Genomic DNA, 19,570 nt, shown 5'->3' with positions numbered 1-19,570 from the left:
GTTCAACGCTCCCTAGACAGTCTGCCGACCCATCGTAGGCGCATCGGACGGCGAATCGTCACCCCCAGGGAAGTGATCCGGCAGAATCGGTCACGAAGTCACAAACCTCCAGGCCCCACGCTCGGCCGAACGGGGTCGTTCGCGGGCGCCCGGTTCCCCGCCGCCGGGGAGACGGCCGCCACGGCAGACCCGCCGTGCCGGCCGCCCCCGTACCCCCTGACGCAGGGCCGGGCCGCTCCGCTCACGATCACCATGGTGGCGGCCCCTGCCCCAGCCGCGCTGCCGCTATGCTGCCGACTGCTGCGCTCCCGCTGCCGTGATCACGTCAGCCCAGGTCAACGTTGTGCAGGCAGCTCACTGCCCACGGGGCCCACGCCAGCCGACAGGAGGGACCGTGACCGACAGGCCGCTGCGCTTCGAGCTGCTGGGCCCGCTGCGGGCGTGGCACGGCAACACGGAACTCGACCTCGGACCCGGCAAGCAGCGGGCGGTGCTGGCGATGCTGGTGCTCAACGCCAACCGGCCGGTCGCCCCCGCCGCCATCATCGACGCGGTCTGGCAGTCCGACCCGCCGGAGAACGGCCCGAACGTGGTGCAGAAGTACGTCGCGGGCCTGCGCCGGGCGCTGGACCCCGAGCACTCGCCCCGCAACCCGGGCCGCCTGATCACGCTGACCCCGGCCGGGTACCTCCTCGCGGCGCCGGAAGGCAGCCTCGACACCGACGTGTTCGCCCGGCAGGTATCCCGCGCGCAGGCGCTGCACGCCGACCAGCGGCTCGTGGAGGCCGTCGCGGTGCTGCGGGAGGCGACGGCGCTGTGGCGGGCCGAGCCGCTGGGCGGCCTGCCCGGACCGGTCTTCGACACGGCCCGCGAGCGGCTGCTGGAGACCCGCGCCGCCGCCCTGGAGACCATGGTCGAACTGGAACTCGAACTGGGCCGGCACGTGGACGCCGCGACCCGGCTGGTCGAGCTGGTCGCCGAGTTCCCGCTCCGGGAAGGGCTGCGCCACCTGCTGATCCTGGCGCTCTACCGGTGCGGCCGGCAGGCCGAGGCGCTGGCCGCGTACCGCGACACCCGTGCGCTGCTGGCCGAGGAGTTCGGGGTGGAGCCCGGCGAGCGGCTGCAGCAGTTGCACCGCGCCATCCTGCAGGGCGACGCGGCACTGCTGCGCCCCGCCGCCGCGTACGCCGGGGCGCCGGCGCCTGGCACGCACGCCGGGCCGCCGGTCGGCTTCGCACCGCCGCCGTACCCGCATCCGCTGCCACCGGCCGGGCACCCGGGCGCCGTGTACGCGCCGCCCGGCGCCTGGCTGCCGTACGGCACACCGGCCTGGGCGCCGCCATATCCGCCTCCCCCGGCCCGACCGGCGGACACGGCGGGCACGCTGCGCATCGTGCTGGCCGCGATCGGCGGCGCGGTGCCGCTGCTGTCCTGCGGCTTCGCCAGCTTCGCGGTGATGGGCTTCTTCGCCGCGTACCGGCGCAGCTGGCGGATCGGCCTGTGCTCCGCCGCCTACCTGACCCTGGCCATCGTCTCGTGGACCTCCATCAGCACCGACACCGAGCAGACCACCGTCGGCGACGACATCTCCATGATGGCGGCGCTGGTGATGTGGGTCGGCGGCATCGCGCAGGGGGTGTTCCTGGGCCTGGACAAGCCGCGCCACCAGCCCTCGGCCACCACCGTGCAGGCCATCGAGCTGCGGGTACGCCGGGAGCAGGCGCGCCGGCTGCTGACCCAGCATCCCGACATCGCGCGCCGACTGCACATCGGCCGCCCCGACCTCGCACCCGCCTACGACGACGGCGGCCTGGTCGACGTCAACGGCGTGCCCGCCGAGGTGCTGGCCCGCGTGCCCGGGATCGGCCCGGACCAGGCCCGGCGCATCGTCGAGCACCGCACCGCGGCCGGGCCGCTGCTCACCGTCGACCAGCTCGTGGACCACCGGCTGCTGCCCCGGCAGATCGTCGACGAGCAGCGCGACGTGCTGGTCGCGCTCGTCTGACCGGTAATCGGCGTGCCGGTCCGCGGACGGATATGCCAGGGTGGGGGCCATGACCGACCCGTACGACGACCCCCAACCGGTCCTGCGCACCGTCACCGACAAGGGCGCGGCGCTGACCCTGCGGCCGGCCCAGCTCGCCGACACCTCCGGCGTCCTGGCCGCCTGCCTCGACCCGGAGACCCTGCGCTGGACCACCGTGCCCCTCGGCTACGACCACGAGAAGGCGGTCGGCTTCGTCACCGACTACGCCCCCGGGTGGTGGCAGCGCCGGCAGGGCGCCGCGTTCGTGCTCGCGGACGCCGACGACGCCTACGTGGGCCAGATCGACCTGCGCGTATCCGGTGACCCGGAGGTCGCCGACGTCGGCTTCCTCACCGCGCCGCACGCCCGCGGCCACGGCTACATGAGCGCCGCGCTACGCGCCGTCGCCGAGTGGGGCATCCGCGAACTCGGCCTGGCCCGGGTGGAATGGAAGGCGTACGTGGGCAACGACGGCTCGCGCCGGGTCGCCGAGAAGGCCGGCTTCCGGTACGAGGGCGTCCAGCGCAACGGCTGCGCGCACCGCGGCGAGCGCCGCGACGCCTGGGTCGCGGCCGTGGTCCGGGAGGACCTCTCCGCCGTCGAGGAAGAAGCATGAGCGAGCACCGCGAGCGAATCGGCGGCCTCCGCGATGCCGCCGACGAACGCAGTGAGGAGAAGGCATGAGCGAGCACCGCGAGCGAATCGGCGGCCTCCGCGATGCCGCCGACGAACGCAGTGAGGAGAAGGCATGACCGGCCCCCGTGAGCCGATGACGCTCGACGGCGGGACGGTGCGCCTGCGGCCCTGGCGCCTGCGCGACGCCGAGCAGTTGCAGGCGGCCTGCGACGATCCGGTGACGGCGCACTTCATGGCGCAGATGCCGACGCCGTACACGATGGATGACGCACGGTGGTGGATCACCGAGGGGTCGCTCGCCGACTGGCAGGCGGGCGGGGCGTCCTGGGCGGTGGTGGACCCGGTCACCGACGAGGTGCTCGGCGGCGCGGGCCTGAGCCACCTGCAGGAGGACCGCCGCCAGGCCGAGGTCGGCTACTGGGTCGCGCCGTGGGCACGCCGCCGGGGCGTGGCCACCGCGGTGACCCGCGCCATCACCGACTGGGCGTTCGGCACGCTGGGCATGATCCGCATGGAGCTGTTCACGGTGCCGTCGAACGCGGCCAGCCAGCGGGTCGCGCTGGCGGCGGGCTTCACCCGCGAGGGCGTACGCCGCGGCGCGTCGACCCGCCGCGACGGCTCCCACGGCGACTACGTGGCGTTCGTCCGCCTGGCGAGCGATCCGCCCGGCCCGGTGCCGCCCGGTCTGCCCGACTTCCCGGGCGGCGAGCTGACCGATGGGCGGGTGCGGCTGCGCCGGATCGCCGCGGCCGACGCCGAGGACTACTTCGCGCTGGCGGAGCTGCCCGAGGTGGCGCGCAGCAACGTGGGCGGCCCGACCACCCTGGACGGTGTGCGCGAGCGCTGCGCCTGCGCCGAGGCCGACTGGCTGGCAGGCGCCCGCGCCACCTGCGTCATCCTGGACGCCGACAGTGGCGCGTTCGCCGGTGAGATCGGCCTCTATTACCACGAGCGCTTCCTGCAGCAGGCGATCCTCGGCTACGCCCTGCGCCCGGAGTTCCGCGGCCGGGGCTTCGCCACCAGCGCCGCCCGGCTGCTCAGCGACTGGGCGATGGAGCAGGCGGACGTGGTGCGCGTGGTCGCCGGGACGTTCCCCTACAACGAGGCGTCGCGGCGGGTGCTGGAGCGGGCCGGTTTCGAACTGGAGGGCACGCTCAAGGCGCGGTTGCCCGTGCGGGACGGCACCCGGGTCGACGACATCCAGTACGTGCGGATCGCCGAGAAGCACCGCTGACACGAAGATCGGCCTGTCCCATCCTCGGACGGGACAGGCCGACACCTGTCTTATCGGCTGTTCTACCAGGCCAGGGTCAGCAGGCCGTAGTCGTACGCCTTGCGGCGGTAGACGACGCAGGGCCGACCGCTGTCCTTGTCGTGGAACAGGTAGAAGTCGTGCCCCACCAGCTCCATCTGGTAGAGGGCGTCGTCGACTGTCATCGGCTCACCGGAGAACTCCTTCTCCCGCACGATGTGCCACGGCTGGTCCTGGTCCTCCAGGGCGTCCATCGGTCCGCCCGCGCCGTTGGCGGAGCGCGCGAGCGTGGCGGTGGCCGTGCCGCCCGTGGGGGGTTCGAACAGGGCCAGGTTCGCGGTCGCCTCGGCGACGGAGATCGGGGCGCGACGGCCGCGGTGCACCCGGCGGCGGTCAGCGGCCTTGCGCAGTCGCCGGTCGAGCCGCTCCACGGCCTCGTCGAGTGCGGAGTAGAAGTCACCGGCGGCACCGGTCGCGCGGATCACGGGGCCGCGGGTGACGCAGGTGATCTCGATGTGCTGGCAGGAATCGGCTTGGCGCGGGTTGCGCTCGTGGATTAGCTCGACGTCGAATTCAATGATCTTCTGGTCGTAACGCTCAACTTTTTGCAGCTTGTCGGCTACATGAACCCGGAAATGATCCGGAACTTCAACATTACGACCCTTGACCTCGATGTCCACGCCTGACCTCCCACGGTCTGTCCGAGTGCGGAACACCCCGGCAACTGGTGTCCGGGGCGCACTTCTCTATGCCCCTTCCGACGCTCTCGTCACCACTTGCACGGTGACCTCCATCAGGTGGTTGGCTTCTGACGCTAGCCCCTTGTCAGCCACTCGTCATCCCTTGTACCAAGACTGTTTTGACGAGATTCGCCCTTTCGGTACCGCGCGTCACGGAGCCGTCACCCAGCATCGATCCAGCCATTATCCGAAGATTACGGCCATATTGCGCGCTGTGGCAGGTACCGGCGTGTCGCCGCCAGGGTCACGCAGGCCTCGACGCGCACCCCCTCAGCTGCCAGCAGCGAGGACGCGGCGGCCAGCGTCGCCCCGGTGGTGACGATGTCGTCCAGCAGCACCGTCACGGACCCGGGCGCGGCCCGACGCGCCCGCTCCAGCTCCCCACGCCGCGGCGCGAACGCACCCGCCGCCCCCGCGGCCCGCTGGGCCGACGTCAGGTGCGCCGAATCGGCCTTCGGCAGGGCGCGCAGCGGCGCGGCCGTCTCCGCCCGCCGGCCCGCCTCCCGCAGCCGGTCCGCCGCGCAGCGGGCCAGTGCACGCATGTGGTCGCCGTGCCGGGCGCGCGCCGCCTGCGCCGTGTCGGGGACGTAGAGCAGCAGCAGCGGGCGATCCGGAGCGGTCGACGCGGCGACCGCCTCGGCCAGCAGCGCCCCCAGCGGCCGGGCCAGCCGGTGCCGCCCGCGCTCCTTGAACGCGAGGATCAGCTCCCGCAGCTCGCCGTCGTACCCGCCCAGCGCCACGCAGGCGGGCAGGCCGGCCGGAGCCGGATCGGGACGGGTCGGCGAGGCGCGCAGCGACTCCACCGCACGGGCGCAGCCCGCGCAGACCTCGTGGCGCAGCGGCAGCCCGGAAGCTCCGCAACCGGCACAGGAGGTGGGCAGCACCAGATCGGCCAGTGCCTGCCACAGCGCCCCTACCGGCACAGCTCAGCCCTCGAAGCAGGCAGCCGTGATGACCGGTTCCACCGGCGGCCCGGGGGAGGCCGACGAGGACGGGGCCGGCGACACCGGAGGCGACGACGGCGGCGGTGCCAGCGAACTCCTGTCGATCGGCGAGAGCTTGTTGTTGAACGCCTGGTTGGCCTTGTCGTCCACGTCCAGCATCACCGGGCCGCTGAACTGGCGCTGGCCACCGTTGACGACGTACGCGGTGAGGTTGGCGACGACCGCGCGCCGATTGGTCGGGAAGACCTCCTCGATCGCGCCGTCGATGGTCACCTGCGCCAGCGCCGCCTTGTCGCCGGAGGCGCTGACGACCACCATGTCCTCCTGCAGGAAGGCCACCTCGCGCAGCCGCCCGTCCAGGCTGGTGGGCACCTTGCGTGGCTCGCCCACGACGAACGTGCCGAGCTTGAGCGACTGGCGCTGCAGCGCCGCGACGTAGAGCTCACCGCCGATCACCAGCGCCATGCGCCGTCCGTCCGGCGCGACGGTCACGCCGGTGACCTTCCCGAGCGCACGGGCGCTCTCGTCGTTCACCGGCGTGGCCCGGGTGTCCTTGACCCCCACCGACCAGAGCTTCCCGTCGGCCAGCACCAGCGCCGCCCCGGCCGCCCGATCCAGCCAGATCGGCCGCGACATCACGTCGGCGGTCAGCGCGACCTTGTTGACCGTGGCGTTGTTGCCGGCGTCGCTGCGCGGCCAGATGTACAGCTCCGGACGGCCCTTCGCCCCCTCGCGCACCACCGCGAAGGCCGCCTCTTCCTTGGCCACCGCCGCGGAGATCACCCTGCTGTTGACGGCGGTCGGAACCTGCCACCGCGGGTACGCCTGACCCGGCTTGGTGAGGCGGGTCAGCACACCGTCCACCACCGCGTACCGGTAGGCCTCGCGCGCCTTGGGCAGGGCCGCGGCCAGGTTCTTGTCGGGAAAGCGGTAGTCCGTGGTGACGTCACGCCCCTCCAGCTGCAACTGCAGACGCTGGTTGTCGGCCGGCCACAGCGTCCAGTGCAACTGGGCGGCGAGCCTGTCGCGCGCCGCCACATCGGCCAGCGCTCCCAGGTTCACCGTGATCTGGCGCGCGTCCTCGACGATGCTGCCCAGCCGCCCGGTGTCCTCCGGCACCTCCTCCACCGTCTTGGCCAGCCAGGGTGAAGGCCCCTTCTTCAACCAGTCGAACAGCCGGGTGTTGACCTGCTCCTCCGGCACGGCCCTGGCCAGGTATCGCACGTCGGGGACCAGCGAGGTGCGGTCGGTGTTCCAGAAGTAGATCGGCAGCTTGACGTAGTAGTTCTCCAGCGATTCCACGTTGAGCAGCAGATCTTCCGGCGGGTTGGTCAGCACCAGGCCGCCGCCGGGGGCGGGCTCGAAATTGAAGCGATAGGGGGAGCGCTGCGCGCCGGCGTACGGATCGACACGACCGTCGGTGGTCAGCACGCCGATCCGGCGCATCCGCACCTCGACCGCGTCGTTTTCGAGAGTCGTCGTCTCGAGCACCTTGACGAGCACCACATCGGGTCCGGGGTTCCACTCGTCATGCTTGGCATCGGCCACGTACGGCTTCACCGCCGCCATGACCGCGGTGTGTCCGGCGCCGTCGTGATCGCCGGCGGCCGCTTTGAGGAAGTTGCCCACCAGGACGGTCGGGTCCGTCTCGTTCGCGCTCCACGCCGGCGGTTTGACGCCGTCGGAGGAGGTCAACCCGGGACCCGCCGACGGGCCCACGCCGTCGCGCACCACGTCGCCGCGCACCCCGATGCCGCAGCCGGACAGCGCCAGCGCGGCCGTCACCGCCAGCAGTCCGCCGGTCAGCCGCCCGCCCGCCCGCACGGGCAGGGTCAGCCGGAACTGCGCACCGGCTCCCGGCGCGCCCCAGGCCTCCAGCCATCCGCCGTGCAGCCGCGCGTCCTCGATGCTGATCGACAGGCCGAGGCCGGTGCCACCGGTCTGCCGCGCCCGGGACGGATCCGCTCGCCAGAACCGGTTGAACACGAGCTTCTCCTCACCGGGCTTCAGACCGACGCCGTGGTCCCGCACGGTGATCGCGATGGCGCGTGCGTCGATGCCCAGGGTGACCGTCACCGGCCGGCCCTCGCCATGATCCACGGCATTGCCCACCAGGTTGCGCAGGATCCGCTCCACCCGGCGCGGGTCGATCTCCGCGATGACCGGCGGATCCGGTGAGACCAGCTCCAGGTTCACGCCGACCCGGTCGGCGACCGACTCCAGCCGCTCGGTCACCCGGCGCACCACGGTGACCAGGTCGGTCGGCTCGGAGTCGAGCATGGCGAAGCCGGCGTCGAACCGGCTGATCTCCAGCAGGTCGGTGAGCAGCTCCTCGAACCGGTCCAGCTCGGCCTGCAGCAGCTCGGCGCTGCGCGCCGATGCCGGGTCGAAGTCCTCGCGCTGGGAGTAGAGCAGGTCGGCCGCCATCCGCACGGTGGTCAGCGGGGTGCGCAGCTCGTGCGAAACGTCCGAGGTGAAGCGCCGCTGCAGCCGGGACATCTCCTCCAGCCGCACGATCTGGCGTTGCAGGTTGGCCGCCATCTGGTTGAACGCGTCGGCGAGCAGGGCCATCTCGTCCTCGCCCTTGACGACCATCCGCTGGTCGAGCAGTCCGGCGGACAGGCGCTGCGCGGTGCGGGCCGCGACCCGGACCGGGCTGACCGTGGCCCTGGTGACGAGTGCGGTGACCATGCCGAGCAGCAGCACCAGCGCCACCCCGACGAAGCTGACGGTCGAGGTGATGTCCTTGGCGACCTCGATCTCGGTGTCCACCGGGAAGAGGTAGTACAGCTCGACCGAGCCGCCCTTCCACTTCAGCGTGGGCACCGGTGAGCCCCACACCAGGTAGGTGTGTGCGCCGTCGCCCAGGTCCGCGCTGACGTACTGGTAGGACCGGCCGCCGGCCCGGACGTCGTCCTCCAGCTCCTTGGTGATCGCCGGGCGCAGGTCGAGGCCCTGCGGCCAGGCGAGCCCGGCACTGCTCAGCAGCGGCGCGTCCGTCACCTCGGAGAAGCGCATGGTCGTCACGACGCCCTCCTGGCCACCGGTCAGCGAGCTCAGCAGGCGGACCACCTGGCCGGGGGTGTCCGGGCTGGCCGCGATCGGAATCGCGCTCAGCTGCTGGCTGGCGGTGGTGACGCCGCTGAGGACCTGGCGTCGCGCGTCCTGCTCGGCCCCTTCCAGGAGGCTGTCGGTGCTGCTCTTGGCGATCAGGTAGCCGAAGCCGCCGACCAGCACGCTGGAGCAGAGCAGGGTGACGGTGACCATCCGCAGCTGCAGCGAGCGCCGCCAGATCCGCCGGGCCTGGCGCACCCCCGGGGCGAGCCGCCGCGCCGCGGGGCGCAATGCCGGCACCCGGGCCGTCTTCTTCACGAGCTGCTTGATCGTGGCGCGCGCCTGCACGAGAGGTGCGGGCACGCCCGAGGGCTGCCCGTCATCCCCCGCCTGGCGGGGTTCGGGCAGCTCAACAGGGGTGGGGGTGGGGGTGGTCACGGTCGGTCAAGGTTAGCTGGTGCCGGCCTTGTAACCCACGCCGCGCACGGTCAAGATGATCTCCGGGCGCTCGGGGTCCGGTTCGATCTTGGCTCGCAGGCGCTGCACGTGCACGTTCACCAGCCGGGTGTCCGCCGAGTGGCGGTAGCCCCAGACCTGCTCCAGCAGCACCTCACGGGTGAACACCTGGCGCGGCTTGCGGGCCAGGGCCACCAGCAGGTCGAACTCCAGCGGGGTGAGCTTGACCTCGGACCCGTTGCGGGTCACCGTGTGCGCCGGCACGTCGATGATGATCTGGTTGTCCGGCGGCCCGATGGTCAGCAGCTCGGGGGTCACGTCCTCGCCCCGGCGCAGCCGCGCCCGGACCCGGGCCACCAGCTCCTTGGGCTTGAACGGCTTGACCACGTAGTCGTCGGCGCCGGACTCCAGGCCCAGCACGACGTCGACGGTGTCGCTTTTCGCCGTCAGCATCACGATCGGCACACCGGACTCGGCCCGGATCGCACGGCAGACGTCCAGCCCGCTCATGCCGGGCAGCATCAGGTCGAGCAGCACCACGTCGGGGCGGGCCTCACGGAAGGCGGCCAGCGCCCGCTCGCCGTCGGCCACGAAGGCGGGCACGAAACCCTCGCTGCGCAGCACGATGCCGAGCATCTCGGCGAGCGCGGGATCGTCGTCCACCACCAGGACACGCGCCCTCATGCGGTAAACCTCGGCATCATCGGCTCGCTCATGCCGTCCAATATCCCATCCCACCCGCCGAGACACGAACCCGCTTCACCGATCTCGTCCGATCGGCCAGGGTAGGGGCCACGTATGTGGCCACGCCGTGCCAGGATGGCGGCGGCCTCCGCCACCCCCCGGAACATGGTCCGTCCCGGCCCGCCGCCGCTCGCGCGTCGTGCCCAGGGACTCCCCACGGTCCGCCGACACCCCCTCGGAGCGACGATTGGAACGCGCAGCGCCTTCGGCCGCGCGCCGGCTGCCGCGTGACGAAGCGCTGCCACTGCGCCCGCTCACCCTGGGCGAGCTGCTGGACACCGCTTCCGAGCTGGTACGCCGCCGTGCCGCCGGGCTACTGGCGACCGCCGCGGCGCTCGCCGTGCTGGAGCAGGCGGTGCTGGTGCCCGGACGGCTGACCCTGGGCATCCGCCTCAGCGACGGCATGCCGGGGCTCAGCGGCGGCTACTGGGTGCTGCTGGCCATCGGCGCGGGCCTGGAAGCCCTGATCATCGCCTGGCTCGGGCCGCAGGCGGGCCGCGCCGCGGTCTCCGCCGTCACCGGCCGACCGGTGGCGCTGGGGCGGTGGCGTGAGCGGTTCCGGGAGGTCGAGGCGGTCGCCCTGGTCGGCCTCGTCGCGGCGGTGCCTGCCGCGCTCGGGGCGTTCCTCGGGCCGGTGTGGCTGCTCGGATACCCCCTGTTCGGCCTGGCCGCGGTCGCGGTGACGATCGAACGGCGCGGGCCGTTCGGCGCGCTCAAGCGGGGGGCCGGGCTGGCCTTCCGCGGCGGTATGCGCGGCGCCGCCGTACGGGTCATCGGCTACTCGTCCTGGCTGCTCATCCGCTTCGCGTTCTACCTGGGCCTGCTGGCCGGGCTGGAGTACCTGCCGCTGCCCGCCGGGACGGCGGAGTGGCTGCTGGTGCCGATGATCGTGGCCGCCAACACGCTGGCGTACGCCAGCCTGGCCGCGCTGGACGCCGCGCTGCTGATCGAGTCGCGGGTCCGGTTGGAGGGCCTCGACCTCTGGCTGACCCGGGCCGCCCGGCACCGCGAGCCCGGCCCCGAGATGCTGGCGGCACGCTGATGCGATGGTGGAACGAGACGGTCGCGATCTTCGACGACGTCATCCCGTTCGGGCTGGCCGCGCCGTTGGCCCTGCTGCTGGCGGCCATCGTCGCGGTGCTGTGGTTCACCTACCCCGGCTGGCTGCCCAAGCGCTGGCGGATGCGCCGCAAGAAGCGGGCCGGCGAGCCGGGGCTGACCATCGCGAAGGCCGACGACCGGCCTGACCTGGACGAGGACGAGGCCGCGGCGGACGAGCTGCCTGCCCTGCCTGCCGAGGTCTACCTGTCCCAGGCCGACCGGTTCGCGGCCGAGGGCCGCTGGGCCGAGGCCGTACGCGAGCGGCTGCGGGCCATGGTCCGCGAACTCGTCGACCGGGGCGTGGTCGAGCACGTGCCCGGCTGGACGGTCACGGAGCTGGCGCGTGCCGCCGGCGGGGCCCGCCCCGAGCTGGGGCCCGCCCTGCAGAGCGCGACCGGGATCTTCTCCGGCATCTGGTACGCCGAGCGCCCGGCGACCGCCGGCGACGACGAGCTGATGCGGGGCCACCTGGCCACCGTGCACGAGCTGGTGCGAGGTGGGCGATGACGGCCAGGGCGCAACGGCGTCGCCGGTGGCGGCTGGTGCTGCCGATCCTGCCGGTGCTGGCGCTGATCCTGTTCTCGGTCGTCGCGCACGAGGTCGAGGAGCCGTCGCCGTCCGACGCGGCCTACCTGTCGCCGGTCGGTGACGGTCCTGACGGCTCGGCCTGGCTGGCCGAGCAGCTGCGCGCCCGGGGCGTGACGGTCCGCCGGGTCACCGGCAGCGACGACGCCTTCGCCGCGGCGCAGGCCGCCCGCGGGGACGCGACGCTGTTCGTGCCCAGCCCCGGCTTCCCCTACCGGAACCAGCTCCGCAGGCTGTACCGGCTGCCCGACCGCACCCGCGTGGTGCTGGTGGAACCCGACGACACCCAGGTCAGGCAGGCCGTCGACGCGCTCGGCGCGACCAGGCGGCGCTGGGCGACCGGCGCGGCCGACCGCGGCGCGGGCTGCGAGCTGACCGGCGCCGGGCCGGCCGCCGTGGTGCGGACCCGCTACGGGCGGCTGGAGGACTCGGACACCGCGGTCGAGAGCTGCTACGCCGGCGGCGTGGTCCGGGTCTTCGAGTACGGCAAGGAGTTCGTGCTCGTCGGCAGCGCCGACCCGTTCCGCGCGGAGCGGGCGGACGAGCACGACAACGCCGGGCTCGCCCTGGACCTGCTCAGCGCCAAGAGCACCGTGGTCTGGCTCGACCTGCACGAGCAGGAGGCAGTCCCTCCGCAGCCGCGGCAGGACATCCCCGACTTGCCTGACCAGCCGGAACGCGAGCAGGTCGGGCAGGAGGGACCCAGCCCGTTCCCGGACTGGCTGTTCTGGGTGGTGCTGACGCTGCTGGCCGCGACGCTGACGATCGTCCTGGCGCGCGGGCGGCGGCTGGGCCCGCCGGTGCCCGAGGCGCTGCCGGTGGAGGTGCCCGGCGCGGAGACCGCGGCCGGGCGGGGACGGCTCTACCGGCGGGCCAAGGCGCGCGGACCGGCGCTGGAGACGCTGCGGACCGCCGCCCGGCGCCGGCTGGCCGTGGCGCTTGGCCTGCCCACCACCGCGGGTCCCGAGACGCTGCTGCCGGCAGTCCAGGCGCGCACCGGCGACCATCCGCACCGCCTCGGCGAGATCCTCTACGGGCCGCCGCCGGAGACGGACGAGCAACTGCACACCTGCGCCGTCGAGCTGCGGCAACTGGTCGAATACGTGACCGCACGACCTGTCAAAGAAGGAGAGCACCGGTGACCGAGCCGTCGACAACCGAGACCGCCGAATTCGCCCGCGAAGCGCTCGGCCGGCTGCGCGCGGAGGTGTCCAAGGCCGTGGTCGGCCAGGACGGCGTCGTCGCCGGGCTGGTCATCGCGCTGCTGTGCCGCGGGCACGTGCTCCTGGAAGGTCCGCCCGGGGTCGCCAAGACCCTGCTGGTACGCAGCCTCGGTGCGGCCCTGGACCTGCAGATGAAGCGCATCCAGTTCACCCCGGACCTGATGCCCGGTGACGTGACGGGCTCGGTCATCTACGACCCGCGCAGCGCGGAGTTCCAGTTCCGGCCCGGCCCGGTCTTCACCAACCTGCTGCTCGCCGACGAGATCAACCGGACGCCGCCGAAGACCCAGTCGTCGCTGCTGGAGGTCATGGAGGAGCGCCAGGTCTCCGCGGACGGGGTGACCCGGCCGCTGCCCGAGCCGTTCCTGGTCGCCGCGACGCAGAACCCGATCGAGCACGAGGGCACGTACCCGCTGCCCGAGGCGCAGGTGGACCGCTTCCTGCTGAAGCTGACCGTGCCGCTGCCGGCCCGCGAGGAGGAGCTGGGCGTGCTGCGTGCGCACCACGGCGGCTTCGACCCGCGCGACCTCGGGGCGGTCGGCATCAAGGCGGTCGCCGGCCCGGTGGAGCTGGCCGCGGCGCGGGCGGCGGTCGGCCGGGTCACCGTGACCGAGCCGGTGCTGGGATACATCGTGGACGTCTGCCGGGCCACCCGGGCCACCCCGTCGGTGGAGCTGGGCGCCTCGCCGCGCGGCGCGACGTCGCTGCTGGCCACCGCGAAGGCGTGGGCCTGGCTGAGCGGCCGCGACCACGTGACCCCGGACGACGTGAAGGTCATGGCCCGGCCCACGCTGCGGCACCGGCTGCGGCTGACGCCCGAGGCGGAGCTGGAGGGGGTCAGCGCCGAGTCGGTCCTCGACGCTGTGCTCGCCTCCGTGCCGACCCCGCGGTAGGGCGACGTGCCCACCGCTCGTGCCGCCCTGCTGGTCGCGCTGTGCGCGCCGGTCGTCGGCGTGCTGTCGGCGCTGTACGGCGTCCCGCCGTGGGCGCTGGCCGGGGTGCTGCTCGCGCTCGTCGCGGCGGCCGTGCTCGCCGACTGGGCGCTGGCCGCCGACCCGCGCCGGGTCACCGTCCGGCGTGCGACGACCGGCGCCGTGGTGCGGCTCGGCGAGGACGTCGAGGTCGCGCTGACCGTGGCGAACCGCGCCGGCTCCGACGCCCGGCTGCTGGTGCGCGACGCCTGGGTGCCCTCGGCGGGGGCACAGCCGTACGCCCACCGCCTGGCCCTGGCCGCGGACGAGGCGGCGACGCTGACCACCACGCTGACCCCCACCCGGCGCGGCGACCGCACCGCCGAGCAGGTCACCGTACGCAGCCACGGCCCGCTGGGGCTGGCCGTGCGCCAGGCCTACCACCGCCCGCCGTGGGCCCTGCGGGTGCTGCCCCGGTTCGCGTCCCGCCGGCACCTGCCGGAGAAGCTGGCGAAACTGCGCACCGTCGAGGGCGCGACCGCGATCCGGGGCCGTGGCCAGGGCACCGAGTTCGACGTGCTCCGCGAGTACGTGCCCGGCGACGACGTGCGCTCGATCGACTGGCGGGCCACCGCCCGGCGGCGCGACGTCATGGTGCGCACCTGGCGGCCCGAACGCTCCCGGCGGGTGGTGTGCGTGCTGGACACCGGCCGCACCAGCGCGGTCCGGGTCGGCGACGAGCCCCGCCTCGACGCCGCCATGGACGCCGCGCTGCTGCTGGCCGCGGTCGCCCAGGAGGCCGGTGACCAGGTCGACCTGATCGCGGCCGACCACCGGGTGCGTGCGGTGGTGGCCGGTTCGCACGGCCGCGGCACGCTGCCGCGCCTGATCAACGCGGTGGCCCCGCTGCACCCCGCGATGGTGGAGACCGACTTCGAGCTGATCACCAGCGAGGTGCTGCGCCGGGAGCGCAAGCGCTGCCTGGTGGTGGTGTTCACCGCGCTGGAGCCGGGGGCGCTCGGCGAGGGCCTGCTGCCGGTGCTGCCGCGGCTGGCCGCCCGGCACCGGGTGCTCATCGCCGCCGTGCACGACCCGGCCCTCAACGAGCTCGCGGCCACCCCGCTGCACGGCCCGAACGAGGTCTACGCCGCCGCGGCCGGCACCCGGGCGCTGGCCGAGCGGGAGAAGCTGAGCGCCGCGCTGGCCCGGTACGGGGTGCAGGTGCTGGACTTCCCGGCGGACACGTTCGCCGGCGAGGTCACCGACGCCTACCTCGCGTTGAAGGCCACCGGCCGGCTCTGAGCGCCGGCGGGTGCGAACCCGTCGGCGAGCACGAGGTCCCCGGCGCGCTCGGCCCGGCGGCCCAGCACGAAGACGTACGCCAGGAAGGCTGTCCACACCAGCACGCCGATCGCGTCCCGCACGATCAGCGGCAGGAACGACGGCGTCACGAACGCCTCCAGCAGCCCGGCCACGGCGAGCACGCCGACCAGCCCGACCGCGCCGGTGATGCCCTGCCGGGCGGCGGCGGCCAGCGACTGCCCCCGGGTCAGCAGCGGTCCGGGCACCACCCACGCCCAGCCGACCCGCAGGCCGATGCCGGCCGCCACGAAGATCGCGGTCAGTTCCAGCAGGCCGTGCGGGGCGATCAGGCCGAAGAACACGTCGGCCCGGCCGTGGCCGATCATCAGGCCGCCGGTCATGCCGACGCTCAGCGCGTTCTGCCACAGGATCCACGCCACCGGCAGCAGCAGCACCCCCGCGGCCAGGCACTGCGCGGCGATCCAGGCGTTGTTGGTCCACACCAGCAGGCCGAAGTTGGGCGCGAAGTTCTCGCTGTAGTAGTTCTCGAAGTCGTGGTTGACCAGGCTGTCGATGTCCGCCTCGGACATCCCGAAGGCCTTCGGCAGGGTCGGGTCCTGGATCACCCAGGCCGCCACCGCGGCCGACACCAGCAGGAAGCAGACCGCAGCGGTGATCCACCAGCGGCGTGCCTGGTAGATGGCGAGCGGCAGGTCGTGGGCCAGGAAGCGGGGCACCCGCCGCCAGTCCACCGGCTGGGCCCCGGTGATCGCCGCGCGCGCCGACAGGACCAGCCGCGACAGCTCCGCCACCAGCGCCGGGTCCGGTGTGCGGCTGCGCACCACGGACAGGTGGGTGGCCACCCGCTGGTAGAGCAGCACCATCTCGTCGGCCTCGGCCGCGGAGGGCTTGCGCCGTCGGCTCAGCGCCTCCAGGCGCCGCCATTCGCCGCGGTGCTCGGCCACGTACGCGTCCAGGTCCACCAGTCGTCCTCTCCCCGGTTCTCCGCCGACCGGCAGCCTAGCGGGGGCGGTCGCGCCGCGCGGACCTGTGATTCACTGTGCCGATGCGGCAGGGGCGCCAGACGGCGGAGAGCACGGCGGGGCTGGTCAGCGGCGAGGCCGTACACCTGGAGGTCCGGCTGGCCCGCGCGGGATCGCGGGTGCCCGCCCTGATGATCGACATCGTCGCGCAGGCCGTGCTGTTCTTCGGGCTGGTGGCGGCGCTGCTGGCGTTCTTCGGCATCACCGGGCTCATGGACATGGCCAGCGCGAACGCCTCGTACATCATCGCCCTGGTGCTGACGGCCGTGGGCTATCCGACCCTGCTGCTCGTGCTGACCCGGGGCCGGTCGCTGGGCAAGCTCGCGATGGGCCTGCGCGTGGTACGCGACGACGGCGGCCCGATCACGCTGCGCCAGTCGTTCACCCGGGCGCTGATCGGGGCGACCCTGGAGTGGCCGGGCATGCTGCTGATCGTCAACTGGGCGGTGAGCCTGGCGGTGCTGACCGGATCGCCCCGCGGCAAGCGGCTGGCCGACGTGGTCGCCGGGACCATCGTCATCCACGACCGCACCCCGCAGGGCTGGGGCTGGATCCCGACGACCCCGCCGCCGCTGGCCCGCTGGGCGGCGACCCTCGACCTGACCGGACTCGACGACGAGCTGGCGCTGGCCGCCCGCCACTTCCTGGCCCGCAGCCGCGGGCTGCGCGAGCCCTACCGCACCCGGCTCGGACATGCGCTGGCCACCGAGATCTCCGCCTGCGTCACCCCGGCTCCCCCGGCGGACACGCCCGGCTGGGCGTACCTGGCCGCGGTGATCGGCGAGCGGCACCGCCGCGCGGCCCAGCGCCTGGCCCGCGACCGGGCCAGCCACGCCGTGCTGTGGCCGGAACTCTTCGCGCCCGTGCCCGCTGTCCCGGCGGCCGTCGCCCCGGCCGGTCCGGCCCCGCTCGTCCCCGGTCAGCCGACCGGCCCGGCCGTCGACCCGCGCTCGCTGCGGCCGGCCGCCCCGGCCTGACCCCGATCGCCTCCTGCCACGAAAACGAGGCTCCGCTCCGCCGGTAGCACGGCGGGGCGGAGCCTCGGTCGCTGACGCGGGCCGATCAGGCGAACAGCGCCCGGCCCCAGTGGTCGCCGTCGCCGGTGACGCCGGGCGGGCAGGCCCACAGGCCGCTGGAGACGTGCCGGATGTACTCGTTGAGGATGTCGGCGCGGGCCAGGCTGCGCTGCACCGGCACGAACTGCTTGTGCGGGTCGCGCTGGTACGCGATGAAGAACAGCCCCGCGTCGAGGCGGCCGAGGTTGTCGGAGCCGTCGACGAAGTTGTACCCCCGGCGCAGCAGGTGCGCCCCGTTGTTGAAGTCGGGATGCGCCAGCCGGATGTGCGCCTGTTTGGCGATGACCGGCTCGCCGTCGGCACCCTTGGCCTCGAAGTCCGGCTCGTCGAACTCCTTGGCCCGGCCCAGCGGCGCGCCCTCGCCCTTGTCCCGGCCGAAGATCGCCTCCTGCTCGGCCAGCGGGGTGCGGTCCCAGGTCTCGACGGTCATCCGGATGCGGCGGGTGACCAGGTAGCTGCCGCCGGCCATCCACGCCGCGCCGTCCTCGGCGCGGGCCCACAGCTGCTCGCGCAGCAGGTCGGTGTCTTCGAGTTTGAGGTTGCGGGTGCCGTCCTTGAAGCCCATCAGGTTGCGGGCGGTGGTCTGCTCGCGTGAGGTGCTGGAGGTGCGCCCGAAGCCGAGCTGGGAGTAGCGGATGCTGACCACGCCGAAGCCGATGCGGGCCAGGTTGCGGATGGCGTGGACGGCCACCTGGGGGTCGTTGGCGCAGGCCTGCACGCACAGGTCGCCGTCGCTGATCTCGGGCCGCAGCGCGTCGCCCGGGAAATGCGGCAGCGGCTCCAGCGCGGACGGCATCCGCGCGGCGATCCCGAACCGGTCTACACCGGCGGCATCGCGGAACAGGCTGCGGCCGAACCCGATGGTCAGGGTCAGCCCGGAGGCGGGCAGCCCCAGCGCCTCGCCGGTGTCGTCCGGTGGGGCTTCGGCCTGGCCGCCGACCGCGCCGAGCAGCCCCGCGTCGCGGCCCTGGGTCATCCGGGACGCCGCGGCGGTCCACTCGCGCAGCATCTCGACCAGCTTCGCGCGGTCCTTGGTGATCACGTCGAAGGCCGCGAAGTGCAGCCGGTCCTGCGCGGGCGTGACGATGCCCGCCTGGTGCTCGCCGTAGAACGGCACCGCGTCGCCCGGCGACGCCGACGCCGGAGACCGGTCGTCGTCCATCATCGCCGCTCCCACGGCGGCCGCGCCGGCCACACCCGCGATGCCGACTCCGGCCGCGGTCAGGGCCACCCGTCGCGAAACCATCTGCTCCACCTCTTCCGTATCCGGCGCCGGCCCGCCGCGACCGGCCCGGTGCGGGCGGCGCGGCGGACCGGCGGACGGGCGACTACTTGGCGACGACCGCGGCGACCTTGCTGATCGGCTCGGCAAGCGCGTTGATGACGTCGCTGAGCTCCTTCAGCTCGGCCTGGGTGAGCTGGTTGTGCAGCTTCCAGCCGTCACCGGCGCGGTGCTTGCCCAGCGCGGTCTCCACGTTCGCGAACGCGGCGTCCAGGGCGGTGACCAGCTCCGGCGCGCGCTCCTCCAGGGTCGGGCGCAGCGCCTGCACGGACGCCTTGGAACCCTCGACGTTGGCGGCGAAGTCCCACAGGTCGGTGTGCGAGTAGCGGTCCTCCTCGCCGGTGATCTTCCCGGAGGCGACCTCGTCCAGCAGTTCCTTGGCGCCGTTGGCCAGCTGCAGCGGCGACAGCTTCTCCGCGTTCGCCTTGGCCACGATCTCCTTCACGTCGACCAGCAGCTGGTCGGCGATCGGACCGGACTTGGAGATGTCCTTCTTCTCCCACAGGTCCTGCTCCAGGCGGTGGAAACCGGTGAAGGCCATGCCCTCCTCGATCACCTCGGCCCGGCCGTCGATCTTCGGGTCCAGGTCGCCGAAGATCTCGGCGACCGGCTCGATGCGCTCCCAGTAGGTGCGCGCGATCGGGAACAGCGCCTTGGCCTTCTCGACGTCGCCGGCCTTGACCGCGGCCACGAACTCCTCGGTCTTGGGCAGCAGCGCCGCGGTCTGGCTCTGGATGTAGCGCTGGTAGTTCGCGGTCGCCTCGGCCAGCTTCGCGTCGGCGGTCAGCGGCGCGGCCGAACCGGTCACCTTGAACGCGCCCCGGATGCCCTTGCCGATCATGCCCGGCTTGCACGCGGTCTCGTACGTGCCCGCGGTCAGCTCGACCTTCAGCTCCCGGGTCAGGCCCGGCGCGATGTTCTCGACCTCGCCCATCACCCGGTCACCGGCGGCGTAAACGTAGAACTCGGTGACCTTCGCGCCGCCGTTGGCGATCGTGAACGTCACCGTCCCGGCCGCGGTCTCGGCCCGGCCCACCTCACAGGTTGCGTCGGTCGCCTTGACCGCGATCGGGCCGGTCGTGTCGCCAGGGGCAGCGGGCTCGGGGTCGGTGGTACAGGCGGACATGCCCAGGCCGAGCACGGCGGTCGCCGTGAGCACGGAGAGCTTGCGCATGGGTGACTCCTGATTTTCGAG

General features: G+C 73.4%; 16 protein-coding genes and 1 pseudogene. 9 read left to right on the top strand and 8 right to left on the bottom strand.

Going from position 1 to position 19,570, the window contains the following annotated elements:
• Window positions 1-394: 394 nt before the first annotated feature.
• The 3 genes from F6W97_RS08545 to F6W97_RS08535 all read left to right on the top strand — a co-directional run bounded on the left by F6W97_RS08545 (window position 395) and on the right by F6W97_RS08535 (window position 3,896).
• Window positions 395-2,005, top strand: a complete 1,611-nt coding sequence (locus F6W97_RS08545) for a BTAD domain-containing putative transcriptional regulator (protein WP_155369671.1) — start codon at window positions 395-397, stop codon at window positions 2,003-2,005.
• Window positions 2,006-2,054: 49 nt separating this feature from the next.
• Window positions 2,055-2,642, top strand: a complete 588-nt coding sequence (locus F6W97_RS08540) for a GNAT family N-acetyltransferase (RefSeq protein WP_155369670.1) — start codon at window positions 2,055-2,057, stop codon at window positions 2,640-2,642.
• A gap of 132 nt (window positions 2,643-2,774) precedes the next feature.
• Window positions 2,775-3,896, top strand: coding sequence for a GNAT family N-acetyltransferase (locus F6W97_RS08535; RefSeq protein ID WP_155369669.1), 1,122 nt, complete (start codon window positions 2,775-2,777; stop codon window positions 3,894-3,896).
• A gap of 62 nt (window positions 3,897-3,958) precedes the next feature.
• On the opposite strand, the gene hpf is transcribed toward F6W97_RS08535, so the two are convergent.
• From hpf to mtrA, 5 genes and pseudogenes are all read right to left on the bottom strand, one after another.
• Window positions 3,959-4,594, bottom strand: a complete 636-nt coding sequence (hpf, locus tag F6W97_RS08530) for a ribosome hibernation-promoting factor, HPF/YfiA family (protein WP_155369668.1) — start codon at window positions 4,592-4,594, stop codon at window positions 3,959-3,961.
• 254 nt (window positions 4,595-4,848) lie between these two features.
• The gene (locus F6W97_RS08525) at window positions 4,849-5,577 is read right to left on the bottom strand and encodes a ComF family protein (RefSeq protein ID WP_155369667.1); all 729 of its coding nucleotides are present in this window, start codon (window positions 5,575-5,577) and stop codon (window positions 4,849-4,851) included.
• A 3-nt stretch (window positions 5,578-5,580) separates the two neighbouring features.
• Window positions 5,581-7,044: an LpqB family beta-propeller domain-containing protein gene (locus F6W97_RS41370; protein ID WP_330164962.1), complete on the bottom strand. Its 1,464-nt coding sequence runs from the start codon at window positions 7,042-7,044 to the stop codon at window positions 5,581-5,583.
• A 222-nt stretch (window positions 7,045-7,266) separates the two neighbouring features.
• Window positions 7,267-8,943 (bottom strand): annotated as a pseudogene (mtrB, locus tag F6W97_RS40505) (MtrAB system histidine kinase MtrB); the annotation flags it as partial.
• 159 nt (window positions 8,944-9,102) lie between these two features.
• Complete coding sequence (gene mtrA, locus F6W97_RS08515) at window positions 9,103-9,792, bottom strand: MtrAB system response regulator MtrA (protein ID WP_144121978.1); 690 nt, start codon at window positions 9,790-9,792, stop codon at window positions 9,103-9,105.
• A 247-nt stretch (window positions 9,793-10,039) separates the two neighbouring features.
• Between mtrA and F6W97_RS08510 the strand changes: the two genes are divergently transcribed.
• Genes F6W97_RS08510 through F6W97_RS08490 form a run of 5 tightly spaced genes read left to right on the top strand, consistent with a single transcriptional unit; the run spans window position 10,040 to window position 14,974 of the window.
• On the top strand, window positions 10,040-10,894 hold the full coding sequence (locus F6W97_RS08510) for a hypothetical protein (protein WP_155369666.1): 855 nt from the start codon (window positions 10,040-10,042) through the stop codon (window positions 10,892-10,894).
• Window positions 10,894-11,460 (top strand): DUF4129 domain-containing protein, encoded by a 567-nt coding sequence (locus F6W97_RS08505; RefSeq protein ID WP_155369665.1) that lies wholly within the window; start codon window positions 10,894-10,896, stop codon window positions 11,458-11,460. The genes F6W97_RS08510 and F6W97_RS08505 overlap by 1 nt, the downstream gene beginning before the upstream one ends.
• The gene (locus F6W97_RS08500; RefSeq protein WP_155369664.1) at window positions 11,457-12,680 is read left to right on the top strand and encodes a DUF4350 domain-containing protein; all 1,224 of its coding nucleotides are present in this window, start codon (window positions 11,457-11,459) and stop codon (window positions 12,678-12,680) included. The genes F6W97_RS08505 and F6W97_RS08500 overlap by 4 nt, the downstream gene beginning before the upstream one ends.
• Complete coding sequence (locus F6W97_RS08495) at window positions 12,677-13,654, top strand: AAA family ATPase (protein WP_155369663.1); 978 nt, start codon at window positions 12,677-12,679, stop codon at window positions 13,652-13,654. Before F6W97_RS08500 ends, F6W97_RS08495 begins: the two co-directional genes overlap by 4 nt.
• A gap of 6 nt (window positions 13,655-13,660) precedes the next feature.
• Window positions 13,661-14,974 carry a DUF58 domain-containing protein gene (locus F6W97_RS08490; protein WP_155369662.1) on the top strand — a complete coding sequence of 438 codons (1,314 nt, stop codon included), beginning with the start codon at window positions 13,661-13,663 and terminating at the stop codon, window positions 14,972-14,974.
• On the opposite strand, the gene F6W97_RS08485 is transcribed toward F6W97_RS08490, so the two are convergent.
• The gene (locus F6W97_RS08485; RefSeq protein WP_155369661.1) at window positions 14,941-15,957 is read right to left on the bottom strand and encodes a stage II sporulation protein M; all 1,017 of its coding nucleotides are present in this window, start codon (window positions 15,955-15,957) and stop codon (window positions 14,941-14,943) included. The two genes, F6W97_RS08490 and F6W97_RS08485, sit on opposite strands and share 34 nt — an antisense overlap.
• 83 nt (window positions 15,958-16,040) lie before the next feature.
• On the opposite strand from F6W97_RS08485, the gene F6W97_RS08480 reads away from it, so the two are divergent.
• Window positions 16,041-16,994 carry an RDD family protein gene (locus tag F6W97_RS08480; protein WP_155369660.1) on the top strand — a complete coding sequence of 318 codons (954 nt, stop codon included), beginning with the start codon at window positions 16,041-16,043 and terminating at the stop codon, window positions 16,992-16,994.
• Between the two features lie 85 nt (window positions 16,995-17,079).
• Here F6W97_RS08480 and efeB read toward each other — a convergent pair whose 3' ends face one another.
• Together efeB and efeO are read right to left on the bottom strand one after the other, a co-directional pair.
• Window positions 17,080-18,339 (bottom strand): iron uptake transporter deferrochelatase/peroxidase subunit, encoded by a 1,260-nt coding sequence (gene efeB / locus F6W97_RS08475; RefSeq protein ID WP_155369659.1) that lies wholly within the window; start codon window positions 18,337-18,339, stop codon window positions 17,080-17,082.
• A gap of 82 nt (window positions 18,340-18,421) precedes the next feature.
• On the bottom strand, window positions 18,422-19,549 hold the full coding sequence (gene efeO, locus F6W97_RS08470) for an iron uptake system protein EfeO (protein ID WP_155369658.1): 1,128 nt from the start codon (window positions 19,547-19,549) through the stop codon (window positions 18,422-18,424).
• Window positions 19,550-19,570 lie beyond the last annotated feature (21 nt).

It is taken from the genome of Catellatospora vulcania (assembly GCF_009720385.1).
Taxonomy (GTDB): domain Bacteria; phylum Actinomycetota; class Actinomycetes; order Mycobacteriales; family Micromonosporaceae; genus Catellatospora; species Catellatospora vulcania.
The sequence above is the reverse complement of the archived record's forward strand: the minus strand, read 5'-3'. Positions and strand labels throughout refer to the sequence as shown.